Below are 17,284 nucleotides of genomic sequence, written 5' to 3' on the forward strand. Positions count from 1 at the left end.
TTTCACAGAGAAGTACTGCGGTTATCATATGCATCCGTGCGCTAAAGGGGCGCCACAAACGCAACACAAACGCAACACAGAGATTAGCGCGGAAAGCAGTCCGTAAAATGCGTAAAAAGCAAAAAGCAGCGCATAGCAGTAGAAAACAGCAGCAAGCAGCAGAATAGACAGGACATTCAGTGAGCACGAAAAACAGTCTGAACAAGCCAAACGAACAGTACTTTAGCGCACAACCATCAACCGAAGATGAGCGCAAAAACATAACTGTTTCTCTACGCGGAACTGACTACGAGGTAACCGTATCTCGCAGTGTTTTCTCCACACGTCGTCTTGATTTGGGAACGAAGGTGCTGCTTGACCGCATTCCTTCACCGGATTATCTAGGCGATACAGGTGCACAGCACACGCCACACATCCTTGATATCGGATGCGGTTGGGGTCCCATCAGCATCGCAGCCGCAGCCGAAGCTCCACAAAACGCTGTGGTATGGGCTCTTGACGTCAATGAGCGTGCCGTAGAGCTTACGGATCTCAACGCAAAACGCGCCGGGTATACCAACGTGCGAGCAGGTACAGCAGAAAGTTTCGCTGCATCTTATGCCCAAGAGTGGAGCAACGTTACTTTCGATCTTATGTGGTCTAACCCGCCAATTCGCATTGGAAAGAATGATTTACACACTCTCCTACTCACTTATCTGCCACGCCTGACTGTGGGCGGTCATGCTTTTATGGTGGTGCAAAAACATTTGGGCGCTGATTCGCTGATGTCGTGGCTCGACGAGAATCTCAACGCAACCGAATCGACAGGAACGTCGACAGGAACATCAACTGCAACAGAAGAACGCCCTGCATTTGCAGTTTCGAAATTCGCTTCTGCCAAGGGCTACCGCATTATTGAGGTGGAGCACCTACACTAAATACCCGCACTAAATGCCCACACTAAACGGCAGGATAAGTGCTCATACAAAACGCTCGCGATACTCCACCGCACCAAACGCCCGCGCTAAGCGGCAAGTTAAGTAACAAGATAACCGCTCGCACTAAGCACACACTATGAATACCACTATGAACGATAATATAAGCACACCATCAGTAGCCAAGGATTCACTGCACTTTAGCTATCCCGATGCTCTGCCAGTATCTCACAGCTTGTCCGAGATTACGCAGGCAGTGCGCAACTCACAGGTTGTTATTGTTTCAGGACAAACTGGTTCGGGTAAAACAACACAAATTCCGAAAATGCTGTTGGATATGGGTCGCGGTTCGCATGGTAAAAAAGTTATCGTTACCCAACCTCGCCGTATTGCTGCGCGTTCTGTAGCCGAACGCATTAGCGAGGAACTGCACACTAAGCTGGGCGATCAGGTGGGCTACCGCGTGCGTTTTACCGATGAAAGTTCAGCTCAAACCCGCTTGGTTATTGCCACTGACGGTATTTTGCTCGCTCATATTCAGCATGATCCGCTTTTAAGTGCCTACGACACCATTATGATTGATGAGGCACATGAGCGTAGCTTAAATATTGATTTTTTGCTTGGTTATATTACCGCTTTGCTTCCAAAACGCCCTGATTTGAAGCTTATTATTACCTCAGCAACCATCGATTCGCAGAAATTTCAGGAACATTTTGCTGCGGTTTTAGGCAAAAACGTTCCGATTATTGAGGTAAGCGGACGTACTTACCCTGTTCAGATTGTGTATGAACCTGTGGGCTCTGCCCCCTCTGTTGTGCGTAACCTCAGTGCTTTCAATGGTTTGAACAATACCACTGATGCTGACTCTTCCGATGACGATATGATGGTTTCAACTGCTGTAGCACGCGCCTGCGCTCAGCTGGTTGTTCATTCCACTCATACTAATGGTCCACGCGATATTTTGGTATTCGCGGCTGGCGAGCGCGATATACGTGAGTATGAGCAGGCTATTCGTCGCGCTTTTGGCGCACGAGCTAGTGATGCTAAACGTTCAGATTTCATTGAGATTGTGCCTCTTTTCGCTAGATTGAGCGCGAAAGAACAGCATAAGATTTTTGAAGCGCATACGCATCAACGTATTATTTTGGCGACGAACGTGGCGGAAACCTCCTTAACTGTTCCAGGAATTCGCTATGTGGTTGATCCTGGTTTTGCTCGTATTTCTCGTTATTCGAAGACTGCGAAAGTGCAGCGTTTGCCTATTGAACCGATTTCTCAGGCGAGCGCTAATCAGCGTTCTGGACGTTGCGGTCGTATTGCTGATGGTCTAACAATTCGTTTGTATTCGTCTGAAGATTTCGAGTCGCGTCCTGCTTTTACCGATCCTGAGATTGTACGTACCTCTTTGGGATCAGTTGTTTTGCAGATGCTGGCTGTGGGCGTAGCTCATACAGCAGATGATGTGACTCATTTTGGTTTTATTGATTCGCCCGATATGCGCGCGGTAAGCGACGGTTTTAATGAACTGTTAGAGTTGCGCGCCATTAAGCGCGTCACGTCTCGGCGTTCACGTTCGCAAACTTCACAGCGTTCGAACACTTCTGTGGTTCTCACGCGTATTGGTAAACAGTTGGCACGTATTCCTGTAGATGTGCGTTTAGCACGCATGATTATTGAGGCGAGCCGTTCCACCCCAGATACACTTGCCGCTATTCTGGTTATTGTGGCCTTTTTGAGCGTGCAAGATCCGCGTGAACGTCCTGAAGAGCAAAGAGAGGAAGCAGACCGCATTCATAAGCGTTTTACAGATGCATCTTCCGACTTCCTCACTGCTTTGAATTTGTGGATATTTTTCTATAACCCTGAGCACAAGCTATCGAGTTCGTCCATGCGTAAGCTGTGCCGCTCTGAGTTTGTTCATTTTATGCGCATGAGGCAATGGCATGACTTGTATGAACAGCTCAGTAGCGTATGCAAGGAGATGAAGTGGACTGTTGGTACAGTTCATCCACTTAGGCAACCAAGTAAGCAGATTCTTGCTCTTCCTCAGGCTCAACAGGCTTCCGGTGCGCTAGCCTACTCGTGGGATGGTGATTCTATTCACCGCGCTATGCTTGCTGGCTTACTTTCGAGCATGGGTATGCAGGTGGTGAGGGAGCCGAAAGCTTCACAGTTTGCAGGCTTAAAGGGCGCTGCTCGGGCTCGTGCTATGAAACGAGCAGCAAAGATGGCGAAGAACGATTATCAGGGTGCGCGTGGAACGCATTTTGCTCTTTTCCCTGCTTCTTCTGTAGCATCATCTACCCCAGCATGGGTTATGGCTGCTGAGCTTGTTGAAACTTCGCGTTTATGGGCGCGTTCCTGTGCTGCGATTGATCCTGCTTGGGCGTATGATCTTGCTAAAGATTTAACACGCACCTCGTATGGAGCTCCTCACTGGTCTGGTTCGGCTGGCAGTGCTGTAGCATCGTCTACAATTCATTTGTATGGTTTACCGATTATTACCGATAAAACTGTGCAATGGGGTCGTATTAACCCTGCTGAAGCTCGCGACCTATTAATTCGTCAGGGTCTGATTGAAGTCGATATTACGCGCCGCTTCGCTGGAGACGAGTTTATTCAGTCGAATATGGATGTGCTGGAGCAGGCTCAAGAAGAAACGCATCGTACGCGCGTAATTGCTGATGTAGTCTCTGATCAAGATCTCTACGATTTTTATGATCATGTTCTTCCTTCCACTATTACGAGCGTCGCACAGTTAGCTCATTGGTGGAAAACGGAACGTCATGAGCATCCTCATCTCTTGACTTTTAATCCTGATAAAGTTGAGCGTTTACAAAACACTCAATCAACGGATTTAGCGGATTATCCAGACCGCTGGCATGTGCGCGGTAGTGATGGTACTGCTTTTGCTTTTAAATTAAGCTATAAATATGATCCGCATGCTGAAGATGATGGCGTAACCGTGCATATTCCTCTGTCTGCTTTATTGCGTGTGCAAGACAGTGATTTTACATGGACTGTTCCCGGAATTCTTGACGATTTGATTGTGCACACTATTAAGTCGCTTCCTAAAGCTTTGCGCGTGCAGTTCGTTCCTGCTCCCCAAACCGCACAGAAAATTCGTGCTGTATTAGATGAACGTTTTACTGCTTTTCCAGGTAGCGAGCAGGCTTTAGATGAGCAAATCCCTGACTTTACGCATGCTTTTACTCAGGCTGCGATTTCTGTGACTAATGCGCAACTGCATCCTGAAGATTTTAGTCGAGATCAAATTGAACGTTTGCCTGGTTTTGTGCGCCTGAATTTTGCCGTGGAGTCAGATCCTGTACGTTCTGCACGCGGAAAAATCAAAAGGAAAGCTCAGGTTCTTGCCACGTCAAAAAGTTTGAGCGATCTGCAGCAACGTTTTAGCCCTCAAGCGCAAAAATCAGCGCGACACACGATTTCTCGTCAAGCTCAGCAGGCAAGCCAAGCCGGTCAAGAAGTCAAACGTGTTGATTTGCTCCATAACGCAGGCGTAACAACTCAGTTACGTCAAGATATGCTATGGTCAAGCGCTCTCGATGCTGTAAAACTTCCTGCAGATCGTATTCGCTCACGTTGGCTCGGCACAGAAGCGTTGATTTTGGCGTCTGCGCCGTACTCGTCTATAGACGCTTGCATAAATGATATGCAGATGGCTGCGGTTAAGCGCTTACTGCCACATATTGAGTCTATTGATTCAGACCGTGCTTTAGCTGAAGATATTTCCGGTATTATCAACGTATTTGAGGATACTGTTTATGCAGTTGCACGCGATGTTATGCAGATTTTGCAGTCCTTTGCTGCTGTTGAGCAGTTAGTATCTGATACGGCAGATTTACCGCTTTTATCTGTTCTGCAGTCTGTGCGCGCTCATGCTCATGCTCTGGTTAATGATGGTTTTATTGCGCGTACTCCTGCTGACTCTTTGCCGCGTATCGCTCGCTATTTGAAGGCTGACTGCTTGCGTATAGAGAAAGCGAAGGTTAATAAAGACCGCGATGTGCAGTGGGCTTGGCAGGCAGATGAAGCGTATCAGCTTGTTCAGTCTGCCAGAGCTCGGGCTGATAAAACCCCGGCAGGGCCTGTTCATGATTCTGCTGAACATACTGCTGAACAGGTGCGTTGGATGTATGAAGAATTCCTTGTATCCTTATGGGCGCAGGAATATGGAACAGCGTATCCTGTCAGTTTGAAGAGATTGCGCAAAGCTATGGATTAATAGCTACTTCGGATTTCAGCAGGAGTTACCTCTACTGCATGCGTTATATTCGAAATCGAAAGCAAAGGGCTGTAACACTGTTCGTGTTACAGCCCTAATAATAATTACAGGCGAGGCAGATACTTCTGCAACTCATATGGAGTAACCTGCATACGGTACTCCTCCCACTCTTTGCGCTTATTGCGCAAGAAGTATTCGAAAACATGCTCGCCAAGCACAGATGCTACAAAGTCGGACTTTCCCATCACCTTTAAAGCAGTATCCAAGGAATCTGGCAGAGGCTGAATACCCATAGCTAAACGCTCTAAATCAGTCAGCTCCCAAACATCATCACTGGTTGGCTCTCCCAACTCCATGCCCTGCTTAATGCCATCTAAACCAGCAGCTAAAAGCACAGAATAAGCCAAATATGGGTTAGCAACAGGATCCAAACCGCGGAACTCCATTCGTGCGGAATTACCTTTGCCTGGCTTATACTGTGGAATGCGCAACAGAGCAGAACGATTGTTATGTCCCCAGCAAATGAAGCTTGGAGCTTCTGCCCCGCCCCACAAACGCTTATAAGAATTAACATACTGATTAGTAACAGCAGTAATTTCTGCAGCATGATAAATCAAACCAGCAGCAAACTGACGTGCTGTTGTGCTCATATTGAATTCTTGACCTGCCTCATAGAAAGCGTTAGCGTCACCTTCAAACAAGCTCAAATGTGTATGCATACCTGAACCTGGCTGATCAACCAATGGCTTCGGCATAAAGCTGGCATGAATACCGCGCTCCAAGGAAATTTCCTTCACCACGGTGCGGAAAGTCATAATATTGTCGGCAATAGCCAAAGCATCGGCATAGCGCAAATCAATCTCGTTTTGACCAGGACCTGCCTCATGATGGGAATATTCAACAGAAATACCCATCTGTTCAAGCATATTCACTGCTGCACGACGGAAATCCATTCCCGAGCTGCGTGGCACATGATCGAAATAACCGCCAGAATCAATAGGTACTGGAGGCTTGGAATAATCATCCTGATGTTCAAATAAGTAGAATTCGATTTCTGGATGCACGTAGAAGGTAAAGCCCATTTCCTTCGCCTGATCCAATGTGCGCTTAAGCACATATCGTGGATCACCCAAAGATGGCTGACCTTCTGGTGTGAGCACATCGCAGAACATACGTGCTGTTCCTTGTGGGCCGCCACGCCATGGAAGAATTTGGAAAGTGGTTGGGTCTGGACGCACAATCATATCGTCTTCAGATACGCGTGTTAAGCCTTCAATAGCAGAACCGTCGAAACCAATTCCCTCTTCAAAAGCATCTTCTAACTCTGCTGGAGCAATAGCCACCGACTTGAGCTGCCCCAAAACATCGGTAAACCACAAACGAATAAAACGTATATCTCGTTCTTCTACAGCACGTAATGCGAATTCTTGTTGCTTATTCATATCGCTATTATCTCAATCAAATGTTTCTATTATGTGTTCAGGAGTTCTGTGTCAATTCCAAAGCCTCTGGCAAGGTAAAAGCGCCAGAATACAAGGACTTACCTAAAATTGCAGCATCCACACCTTTACCTATTGTAGACAGTGTCTTCAAGTCGTCAAGCGTGGAAATACCTCCGGAAGCCGTTACACGCGCATCCGTATGATCTGCAACCTGAGCCAGCAAATCAACATTCGGGCCAGACATCATGCCATCGCGGTTCACATCAGTTACTACATAGCGTGAGCAGCCAGCCTGATTAAGCACATTAATCATCTCGAATAAATCACCACCCTGGCTTGTCCACCCACGACCAGCTAAAGTAGTGCCACGCACATCCAAGCCCACCGCAACTTTCTCCCCGTAACGAGAAATAACCTGCGCTGTCCATTCAGGGTTTTCCAATGCAGCAGTACCAATATTCACACGAGCAGCTCCAGCCTCAAAAGCGGCTTCAAGAGACGCATCATCGCGAATACCTCCGGAGAGTTCAATATGAACGCGCGATCCAAGCTGTTCCACAATATCATGGACTTGTGCGCGATTATTGCCTGTTCCGAAAGCAGCATCTAAATCCACCATGTGAATCCATTGCGCGCCCTGATCTACCCATTGCACAGCAGCATCAAAAGGGCTGCCGTAATCAGTTTCCGAACCTGACTCACCTTGACGCAGGCGCACGGCTTTGCCATTACGCACGTCCACAGCAGGAAGAAGAGTGAGCATAGAAATCCCCCTCGTTTATCGTTTTTCGTTAAAAGTAGATATCCAGTTTTTCAGAAGTTGTGCTCCGGCTTCACCTGATTTTTCTGGATGGAATTGTGTGACCGTCAACGAGCCTTTTTCTACAGCCGCAATAAAAGTATCGTTAACGTATGATGCAGTAGTTATGCACGCCTGCACTGGCTGCGTAAAGGCATCCTCATGTGTAGCCACGCCGATTGGGGAGCCATCAGCATGAGCGTGAGCAGCGTAGGAGTGTACAAAATAGAAACGCTCAGAGGCAATATTGTTGAAGAGGCTGCTGGAATCTGGTGCTTGAACAGTATTCCATCCCATATGTGGAACGACCTGAGCATCCAAGAGGTTGACTGATCCTGCGATTAAACCTAGACCCTCGCAATATTCTGAGCGTTCGTTTCCTTCGTTAAACATAACCTGTTCGCCCACGCATACACCTAATACTGGCTGAGAGTGAGCAATACGTTCATAGACAATATCGTCACCGCCAGCAGCACGTAATCCCTTCATGCAGGCGGCGTATGCGCCTACACCAGGAACAACAAGACCATCAGCGTCTAAGGCTGCTTGGCGATTGCTTGTAAGTTCTACGTCTACGCCAATATTGTCGATAGCGCGCACCATGGAGCGCACATTTCCAAAACCATAATCAAAAACAACTACTGAAGGCACACGCTCTCCTACTCTTCGTCTTCATCGTTGTGGTCTTCTAAGAATTCCATATAAGGCATAAGGAATTCTTTTGCTTCTTTATTAGTACGGAAGTCACGCGAATCTGCCTGCACATACCCTGCTACATCGAGATCTTCGATTTTTTGAGCTCCAATCAGCAAATCTTCAATAGTGGGGTCGAAAGCTTCGAGGAAGAGAGGTGCAATCTGTTCTTCCGGATGGCACTCACCGGCGAACCAGATTGTAATCTTCAACCTATCAGCACGATTCACACACAGAATAGCGCCAACACCTTCCATTGCTCGTGAAATAATGGATGCTGTCTGCTCTGGACCATCGTCTTCAAGATCGCGCAGTATGGCAAAGCTACCTTGATTGTATTCCACACAATGTGCGTCAATTCCACAGCCCTTACAAAATGCCGCCAAAATACCAGCTTTTGCTACATTCGTTAGTAAAAGAGCTACCTTCGCTTTATTACCGAGAATTCCTTCTAGCTCGTCATTAAAATGTGGGTCAATCAGATTATCATCGAGTTGAGCGCCAAAATCATCAGAGAACTGCTTCTCTATGTCTGCAAAAGCAGCATTAACCTGAGCATCGCTCAAATCATCAGAGGAGTCTTTTTTCTTATTAGTCATTTAGAGAGTTCCCTTAGTGCTTGGAATACCATCGACGCGCGGATCGATACTGACAGCAGCACGCAAAGCTCGCGCAAGAGCTTTGAACTCAGCTTCTGCAATATGGTGAGGATCGCGACCGGATAGCACGCGCATATGCAAGCAGATACCTGCATGGTAGGCAATTGATTCCAGTGCGTGGCGAACCAAGGAGCCGGTAAAGTGTCCGCCAATCATAGCGTATTCAAAACCTTCTGGTTCACCTGAGCACTGTGCATAAGGACGTCCAGAAATATCAACAACACACTGTGCCAATGCTTCATCCAAAGGCACAAGACAATCAGCAAAGCGTGTAATCCCGCGCTTATCTCCCAAAGCCTGCTTAAGAGCTTCACCGAAAACGATAGCAATATCTTCTACTGTATGATGCGCGTCAATATGTGTATCACCTGTAGCCTTAATCGTTAAATCTATCAACGAATGCTTACCCAAAGCAGTCATCATATGATCATAAAAAGGTACAGAGGTATCAATCTGAGTTTTTCCTGTGCCATCTAAGTTAAGGCTCAACTCAATTGATGATTCGCTTGTTGTACGTGTAATTGTTGCGGTACGTACCATATCCGTCCTCTTTCCTCGTGCGAGTGCTATGCTCTTTATAAGCCTGAAGCATTTAACTCGTCAAGAACCGGCAGAAAAGCTGTTCTAAACGTTTCCATTTCTTCGTCTGTTCCCATGCATACACGCATAAATCCGTCTGGACCGACTTCTCGGATAAGTACTCCGCGTTCGAGCAGTTTTTCGAAAACAAGATGACGGTTATCGAAACGACCGAACATAATAAAGTTTGAATCGCTGGCGGCTACCTGTAGTTTTTTGCCATGATAGACCTGCTCAGATAGCCATTGGGCAGTTTCATCGCGCGTCTGTCGTAAGTGCTGTACCTGGCTGAGCTGTTCATCAGTATGATCGAGCGCGGCTAGAGCAGCTGCTTGAGTTAGCGCGCTTAAATGATATGGCATGCGAACAATACGTAACGCATCGATAGCGCCTTGAGAGCCTGCAATATAACCTACGCGAGCGCCCGCATATGCAAAAGCTTTGGATAGCGTGCGGCTGACAGCGATATTATCGTAACGCTCGATGAGCGTATGCGCGCTAGGAACGCCTTCGCGCCGAAACTCTGCGTATGCTTCGTCCACAATAACGATAGGATGTGCGCCCTCTGCAGCACCAACTACTTCCACGTTTTGGCACGCTTCAGCAATGCGGGCGATATCATCGACATCTATAGGTGTTCCTGTTGGATTATTTGGGCTGGTAATCAGAACAATCGCTGGGTGAATATCTTTAATGGCAGCAATACCAGCTTCTACGTCTACAGTAAAATCATCAGCTCGGTTTACCGTTGTCCACGTGGTGAAGGTATCGCGTGCATATTCAGGATACATGGAGTAGGTTGGAGCAAAGCCTAGAGCAGTGCGTCCAGAACCGCCGAAAGCTTGGAAAATCTGCAACATGATTTCATTCGAACCGTTTGCTGCCCATAGTTGCTCGGTTTCTAAGCTCACGCCAGTTTCACGCTTCAGATACGTGCACAGAGCTTCACGCAAAGCAATGTGTTCACGGTCTGGATAGCGATTGAGTGTAGGCGCAATCTGACGAATGCGTTCAACAATAGACTCAATAACTTGTGGGCTTGGTTCGTATGGATTTTCATTCACATTCAAACATACAGGAACATCTAATTGTGGAGCACCATAAGGCTCCTCCCCTGCTAAATCGTTACGCAGTGGAATTGTGCGTGAAATGCTTGAGCTCATAATTCTCCTTGAGATGTGTGTATGCCACAATACAACCATGTGTAGGGTTGCATGAACCCCACACATGGCACTGTTCTACAATCCGGCAGCGTCTTCCTGAGCTGCCAGGGTCTCCTTATTATATGGATCGTCGATAAAACGGGTCAGCACACATTCGCCATGAGCTGGAAGATCCTCGCTAACTGCAAAATCATTGACCTTGCGAGCAAGTGCTTTCAAACCCTGCTCGTCATATTCAATAACTTCAACAGCCTTCATAAAGGTGTGCACGCCCAAGCCTGACTGGAAACGAGCCGTGCCGCCTGTTGGCAGAACGTGGTTTGAACCAGACATATAATCGCCCAAAGGAACTGGAGAGTATGGTCCACGGAAAATAGCTCCGGCATTGCGAATACGCTTCACAACATCGTCAGCCTGAGCAGTATGAATTTCCAAATGCTCTGCAGCATATGCATTAGCTACATCAATAGACTGATCAAGATTATCGGTCAGAACAATAGCAGACTGCGTGCCGCGCAAAGCTGTAGCCATACGTTCGCTGTTCTTCGTGTGAGGAACGCGCTCTTCCAGTTCAGCAATAACCTTCTGTGCTAATGCTTCATCATCAGTGATGAGCACGGAACCAGCCAGCTCGTCGTGTTCAGCTTGACCCATAAGATCTACTGCTAGCCATGCAGGATTAGCAGTAGAGTCAGCAATAATGCCGATTTCTGATGGACCAGCTTCAGCATCAATGCCGCATACACCCGAAATCATGTGCTTTGCTGTGGCCACGAAAATATTTCCAGGACCAGTAATCATATCTACTGGTTCACACAGCACTTCGCCATCTTGAGGTTCACTACCCTTGGCACCATAAGCAAACATTGCAACAGCCTGAGCACCGCCCACAGCATAAACTTCCTCGACGCCCAAGATTGCGCACGTCGCCAAAATCGTAGCATTTGGCAGCCCATCGGGGTTGTCTGCAGATGGTGGAGTCGCAATAGCTAATGATTCCACGCCAGCGGCCTGAGCTGGAACCGCATTCATAATCACGGATGTAGGATATACAGCCTTGCCACCCGGCACATATAGACCTACGCGCTCAACTGGAATCCAACGCTGAGAAACTCGAGCACCATCAGCCAACGGCGTGGAAAAGTCTTGAGGCACCTGAGACTGACACACAGCACGAATACGGGATACCGATTCTTCAATAGCCGCACGTACGTGTGGCTCAAGCGTATCCAGAGCATGCTGCATTGCTTCTACCGGAACACGAAGATTGCGAGGACGAACATGGTCAAATTTTTCAGCATAATCACGCAAGGCTGCAGCGCCACGTGTTTTTACTGCTTCCAAAATTGGGGCAACCAGTTCTTCTGCTTGGCTTACGCCCATCTGAGCACGAGGAACGGTTTCGAGAAGTTCAGCGCGAGACAGAGATGTTCCGCGCACATCAATTGTTCGAATAATTTGTTCTACCATAGTTTGAGTGTAATAGGAACGCCCAACTAAATACGCACGAGCAGACACAAACATCTCATTAAACGAAACGGGAGACGGTTCAGTGCAGTTCAGCACGCACTCTGAACTGCACTCCCGCTCCTGGGTTTATGCAATAGAATGCGGACCAAACATCGCTTTAATATCGCCAAAGAGGGAGGCATCTTTTTTCACGCGGAAATTATCTCCCATTGTCACCACAGCACACGACCCATCCTGACGCACAACCATCAGCTGCACTTCGCTATAGCCTGGATGCATGTGCAGAATTTCAGCAAACTGTTGCATACGGCTAGCCACTAACGCCACTTCAGGCAAGCGCACCAGAAGAATAGACGTATCCGCATCTTCAATGCGTGGCACTTCCAATTCTTGAGCGCGAATAGATACAGCCTCTTCGCGGGCTTCAGCAAAACCTCGCACACGCACAATTGTATCGATATTGAGCTTCGACGCATTCTCCTCATATGCTTTACCAAAGAAGAGACATTGCACAGAAGCTTCCATATCTTCAACGGTAATAATTGCCCAGGCATTACCTTTCTTGGAAATCTTACGCTCCACGTTAGTAATCAACCCCGCTATAGTAACCACAGTGCGAGGCTCCAAAGTCGCCACAGAGTTCAGCAGTCGAGCAATCGACATATCACGCAATCCGGCTAGCACACTTTCCATACCTGAGAGCGGATGATCGGACACATACAAACCGAGCATTTCTCTCTCAAAGTTGAGTTTCGTGGATTTATCCCACTCTTCAATATCAGGAACGGTTACTTCTACGCCCGTCATATCGGAGTCGCCGCTCATATCGGCAAAAAGATCGAACTGACCTTCTGCTTCTTTTCGTTTAATTGGTGCAGCTAAATCAATAGCTTCCTCATGAATAGTAACCAAAGCTCGCCTATTGCCGTCGGTATTATCGAAAGCTCCACCCTTAATCAAGGATTCAACCATGCGCTTATTCAGTGCGTTGAGAGGAGCTCGATTAACAAAATCAAGGAAGTTAATAAACTTGCCTTTCTCGCCCTCACGCTCTTTAATAATCTCAGTTACGCGATCTGCACCCACATTACGAATAGCAGCCAAACCGAAACGCACCACATCCCCCACTGCAGAGAATTGCAATTGCGATTCGTTAATGTCTGGCGGCAACACCTGAATGCCCATGCGACGCGCTTCGCCGAGATATAACGCAGTTTTATTCTTATCGTTCTTAGCATTTTCGAGCAGAGCAGCCATAAACTCAGTTGGATAATGCGTCTTTAAATAAGCCGTCCAGTACGAAATCAATCCATAAGCAGCAGAATGCGCTTTATTAAACGCATAACCGGCGAAAGGCACGAAAATATCCCATACAGCTTGAGCTGCTTCTCGAGAATACCCATGCTGAGCCATACCCTCGAAGAACGGCACCTGCTCTTTGGCAAGCACTTCCGGCTTTTTCTTACCCATAGCTCGACGCAACACGTCTGCACGACCGAGAGAATAACCTGCCAAAATACGTGCTGCAGACTGCACCTGCTCCTGATACACAATCAAACCATAGGTTTCATCAAGAACTTCTGCTAAAGGTTCTGCTACTTCTGGATGGATAGCAGTAATTTGCTGTAAACCATTTTTTCGTTTCGCATAGTTATTATGCGAATCCACATCCATTGGACCTGGACGATACAGAGCAATCAAAGCAGAAATATCGTTAAAGTTATCCGGCTTAAGAGATTTCAGGAGGTTTCGCATACCATCCGAATCAAGCTGGAACACGCCGAGCGTATCGCCGCGAGAGAGAAGCTTATATGTTTCCTTATCGTCGATTGGAACATCCTGAATATTAAAGCTTGGTTTACCGTTATTTTCGATATTCGTAATGGTATCGCGAATAACTGTTAAGTTAGATAGACCCAAGAAATCCATCTTCACCAAGCCCAGCGTTTCACAGGTATGATACTCAAAAGTAGTCGTTACCGTACCATCAGTACGCTTAAGCAGCGGCGAGGTATTCGTAATCGGATTAGACGCCATAATCGTGGCGCAGGCATGCACACCGGTCTGGCGAATCAATCCCTCAATACCCATGGCTTGCTTGGTAATCTTTTGTACGTCTTCATTTGAATCATAAAGATCACGGAACTCTTTAGCTTCGTCATAGCGTTTCGCATCTTTATTAAAGATATCGTGCACAGTAATATCTTTACCGCCTACTGCAGGTGGCAAAGCTTTGGTCATGAGCTCGCCCATGGAGAACTCGTAATCCATAATGCGTGCCGAATCCTTAAGCGCCTGCTTTGTTTTAATCGTTCCATATGTTACGCACTGTGCCACTTTATCGTGACCGTATTTTTCTGCCACATAGTCGAGCACCTTCATACGACCTTCTGGATCGAAATCCACGTCGATATCAGGCAGAGACACGCGCTCAGGGTTAAGGAAACGCTCAAAAATCAAACCGTGCTTGAGCGGATCTAGCTCAGTAATGCCCATAGCATAGGCGACCATAGAGCCTGCTGCAGAACCACGACCGGGTCCCACCATAATGCCATGCTCTTTCGCCCAGTTAATATAATCTGCTACCACAAGGAAGTAACCGCAGAACTGCATCTGGCAAATAACACCGCACTCATAATCAGCCTGACGAGACACCTCTTCCGGCACATTACCGTTATAACGTTGCATCAGACCATCTTGCACATGCTTAAGGAAGAGAGAAGTCTCATCCCACCCTTCTGGGCACTCGAATTCAGGCATAAAAGCGCCATCTTGATGATCATCAAAAATCACATTGCAACGCTGAGCAATCTCGACTGTATTACGGCATGCTTCAGGAAATTCCTTAAAGAGGTCATACATTTCTTTGGCTGACTTAATGTAGTAGCCTGAGCCATCGAACTTAAAGCGTGTCGGGTCTGTTAAGCGAGAACCTGAATTAATACACAGCAAAGCATCTTGAGCCGCAGCATCTGTTTCCTTAGAATAATGCGAATCATTGGTTACGACGAGAGGAGCGCCTATCTTATCGGCAATAGTAATGAGATCTTTCACCACGCGCTTTTCAATGGATAAGCCATGATCCATGAGCTCAATATAGAAATTATCTTTACCGAAAATATCTTGGAATTCACCAGCAGCACGTAAAGCCTCATTAAATTGACCTAATCGCAAACGGGTTTGAACCTCACCCGAAGGGCAGCCAGATGTTCCAATAACGCCTTTTGCATAGGTATTGAGCACTTCCCTATCCATACGCGGCGATTTACCAAAAAGACCTTCTAAGTTAGCCACGGATGATGCTTTTAGGAGATTGGTTAAGCCTTCATCATTTTCTGCCAGCATGGTCATATGTGTGTACGAACCATTTGCAGAGACATCATCGCTTTTCTGATCTTCTGAGGTGCGCCAATGAACACGGGTTGTGTCAAAACGCGAGGTTCCCGGTGTCACATACGCTTCAATACCAATAATTGGCTTAATTCCAGCGCTTACAGCTGTTGACCATAATTCATATGCCCCGTGCATATTGCCATGATCAGTAATACCTACAGCAGTTTGACCTTGCTCTTTGACTGCTTTAACGAGAGCGTCAATAGGTGCTGCACCATCGAGCATGGAATAGTGAGTATGAACGTGCAGATGCACGAAATCAGAAGGTTTAACGTCTGCCATACTCCCTACTGTAACGTTCGCGCTTGAAGATTTTACTCTTTTTCACGCTCAGACTGACGGTGCCGTAAGATTTCCAAAGCCTGGCGTAAATCATTCGGCGTGTTGGACTCCACAGTCGTCCACATTTTCGTACGAGGATGCTTAAATTCCAACTGCATAGCGTGAAGCCATTGACGCTCTAACCCAGTAATTTCAGTTAGTTTAGGATTAGCTCCATACATGGCATCGCCCACTAAAGGATGACCAATAGACGAGAAATGCACACGAATTTGATGTGTTCGTCCTGTTTCCAAATTTACTTTCACATAGGTGGCTTCACTTAAACGTTCGAGCACGTCCCAGTGGGTGATGGCTTCTTTTCCAGCAGGTGTAACGGTAAAGCGGAAATCTGAAACTTTATCACGTCCAATTGGTGCTTCAATAGTGGCACGGTTTTGCACAAGATTGCCTTGAACAACAGCATGATAGGTTTTCACAACCTCATGCTCAGAAAATTGGCGGCGCATTTCTTTATACGCCAGTTCCGATTTACACACGAGCATAAGACCGCTTGTTCCTACATCCAGACGGCTAACAATACCTTGACGCCCAGCTGCTCCATAATCAGTAATACGTACCCCACGCGCGAGCAGAGAACCTAGAACCGTAGGACCGCTCCATCCTACGGAAGCATGTGCAGCCATTCCAATGGGTTTGTCGACCACCACAATATCGTCATCTTCATAGACAATCGGCATATCATGATCAATAGGTTCAGGCTCTTCTTCTCTGTTCTCGAGAGCGAACTCAAGCATGTCATTACGCCCCAGCTTGGCTGATTTATCGCTAACATGCCCCAGCAATGTTACTTGACCTGATTCAATAAGATGACTTGCAGCAGAGCGAGAAATGCCCATCATTTTAGACACAACAACGTCTAAACGTTTCCCTACTAGAGCATCAGGAGCCGGAAGAATACCATCCATTAGTTTTGCGCCTCGCTCTCGCCAAGCACAGTATTTTCACCACTTTCACTGTTTGCGCCGCGCGCACTACGCTGAGTGTTTTCGCTTCGCTCACCACTCTCACTGCGCTCCGTATTTTCACCGTGTCCAGCCTTTTCGCCGCGCTCACCGTGCTCACGCTCATCCTCGCCACCGTAAACGAGCTTATCGAGCCATGCAATACCAAAAGGCTGTGAAAACAGCACGCCACCGATAATTCCCACTGCAGCAAGGGTCAGAACAATGTCGGCAACATTACCCACAAAAGAACCGTAATTAATAAAATCAACAACAGTTCCGTTCAAAAAACCATCGGCATACATAAAACGGTCAATAACATTACCCAAGGCTCCAGCAACAGTAAGAGAACTCACGAAAGACCACCACATATTCTTGGTGCGCAAACCTAAAACTGTTAAAACAATGCTTACGAGCACAGCAAAAAGAGTAATAACCCACGTCACACCTGAGCCAACACCTAAGCTAGCTCCAGGATTATGTACGAGTGTTAAGCGCACGAAACGTCCCAGAAGCTCCACATCGCTACCAGTAGTCAGGTGCGCTAAAGCAAGGCTTTTTGTCCACTGGTCGAGAGCCACGCAGACAGCGAAAGTAGCAAGAAAGACGGCCACACCCCAGTGTGACCGTCTTTGTGAGGTTC

At 47.2% G+C, this 17,284-nt stretch carries 12 protein-coding genes; 2 read left to right on the forward strand and 10 right to left on the reverse strand.

Going from position 1 to position 17,284, the window contains the following annotated elements; genetic code table 11:
* The first annotated feature begins 179 nt into the window (after nt 1–179).
* Together HMPREF2909_RS06160 and hrpA are read left to right on the forward strand one after the other, a co-directional pair.
* Nucleotides 180–917 carry a class I SAM-dependent methyltransferase gene (locus HMPREF2909_RS06160; protein ID WP_148130811.1) on the forward strand — a complete coding sequence of 246 codons (738 nt, stop codon included), beginning with the start codon at nt 180–182 and terminating at the stop codon, nt 915–917.
* A gap of 190 nt (nt 918–1,107) precedes the next feature.
* Nucleotides 1,108–5,160, forward strand: a complete 4,053-nt coding sequence (hrpA, locus tag HMPREF2909_RS06165) for an ATP-dependent RNA helicase HrpA (RefSeq protein WP_071416004.1) — start codon at nt 1,108–1,110, stop codon at nt 5,158–5,160.
* A 104-nt stretch (nt 5,161–5,264) separates the two neighbouring features.
* On the opposite strand, the gene glnA is transcribed toward hrpA, so the two are convergent.
* The 10 genes from glnA to HMPREF2909_RS06215 all read right to left on the reverse strand — a co-directional run bounded on the left by glnA (nt 5,265) and on the right by HMPREF2909_RS06215 (nt 17,255).
* The gene (glnA, locus tag HMPREF2909_RS06170) at nt 5,265–6,602 is read right to left on the reverse strand and encodes a type I glutamate--ammonia ligase (protein WP_071415610.1); all 1,338 of its coding nucleotides are present in this window, start codon (nt 6,600–6,602) and stop codon (nt 5,265–5,267) included.
* 37 nt (nt 6,603–6,639) lie between these two features.
* Entirely contained in the window at nt 6,640–7,365 is a 726-nt protein-coding gene (priA, locus tag HMPREF2909_RS06175; RefSeq protein ID WP_071415611.1) for a bifunctional 1-(5-phosphoribosyl)-5-((5-phosphoribosylamino)methylideneamino)imidazole-4-carboxamide isomerase/phosphoribosylanthranilate isomerase PriA, read from the reverse strand.
* Nucleotides 7,366–7,380: 15 nt separating this feature from the next.
* A complete protein-coding gene (hisH, locus tag HMPREF2909_RS06180) occupies nt 7,381–8,052 on the reverse strand; it encodes an imidazole glycerol phosphate synthase subunit HisH (RefSeq protein ID WP_071415612.1) in 672 nt (223 codons plus the stop codon).
* An 8-nt stretch (nt 8,053–8,060) separates the two neighbouring features.
* Nucleotides 8,061–8,693 (reverse strand): hypothetical protein, encoded by a 633-nt coding sequence (locus HMPREF2909_RS06185; protein WP_021618130.1) that lies wholly within the window; start codon nt 8,691–8,693, stop codon nt 8,061–8,063.
* Nucleotides 8,694–9,293, reverse strand: coding sequence for an imidazoleglycerol-phosphate dehydratase HisB (hisB, locus tag HMPREF2909_RS06190; RefSeq protein WP_071415613.1), 600 nt, complete (start codon nt 9,291–9,293; stop codon nt 8,694–8,696).
* 35 nt (nt 9,294–9,328) lie between these two features.
* Nucleotides 9,329–10,495 carry a histidinol-phosphate transaminase gene (locus HMPREF2909_RS06195; protein ID WP_071415614.1) on the reverse strand — a complete coding sequence of 389 codons (1,167 nt, stop codon included), beginning with the start codon at nt 10,493–10,495 and terminating at the stop codon, nt 9,329–9,331.
* 75 nt (nt 10,496–10,570) lie between these two features.
* Nucleotides 10,571–11,965: a histidinol dehydrogenase gene (gene hisD, locus HMPREF2909_RS06200; RefSeq protein ID WP_071416005.1), complete on the reverse strand. Its 1,395-nt coding sequence runs from the start codon at nt 11,963–11,965 to the stop codon at nt 10,571–10,573.
* A 126-nt stretch (nt 11,966–12,091) separates the two neighbouring features.
* Nucleotides 12,092–15,640 carry a DNA polymerase III subunit alpha gene (gene dnaE / locus HMPREF2909_RS06205; RefSeq protein WP_071415615.1) on the reverse strand — a complete coding sequence of 1,183 codons (3,549 nt, stop codon included), beginning with the start codon at nt 15,638–15,640 and terminating at the stop codon, nt 12,092–12,094.
* 32 nt (nt 15,641–15,672) lie between these two features.
* Nucleotides 15,673–16,605, reverse strand: a complete 933-nt coding sequence (locus HMPREF2909_RS06210; RefSeq protein ID WP_071415616.1) for an RluA family pseudouridine synthase — start codon at nt 16,603–16,605, stop codon at nt 15,673–15,675.
* Nucleotides 16,605–17,255 (reverse strand): signal peptidase II, encoded by a 651-nt coding sequence (locus HMPREF2909_RS06215; RefSeq protein WP_071415617.1) that lies wholly within the window; start codon nt 17,253–17,255, stop codon nt 16,605–16,607. Before HMPREF2909_RS06215 ends, HMPREF2909_RS06210 begins: the two co-directional genes overlap by 1 nt.
* Nucleotides 17,256–17,284: the final 29 nt, after the last annotated feature.

It is taken from the genome of Alloscardovia sp. HMSC034E08 (genome assembly GCF_001813415.1).
Lineage (GTDB): Bacteria > Actinomycetota > Actinomycetes > Actinomycetales > Bifidobacteriaceae > Alloscardovia > Alloscardovia omnicolens.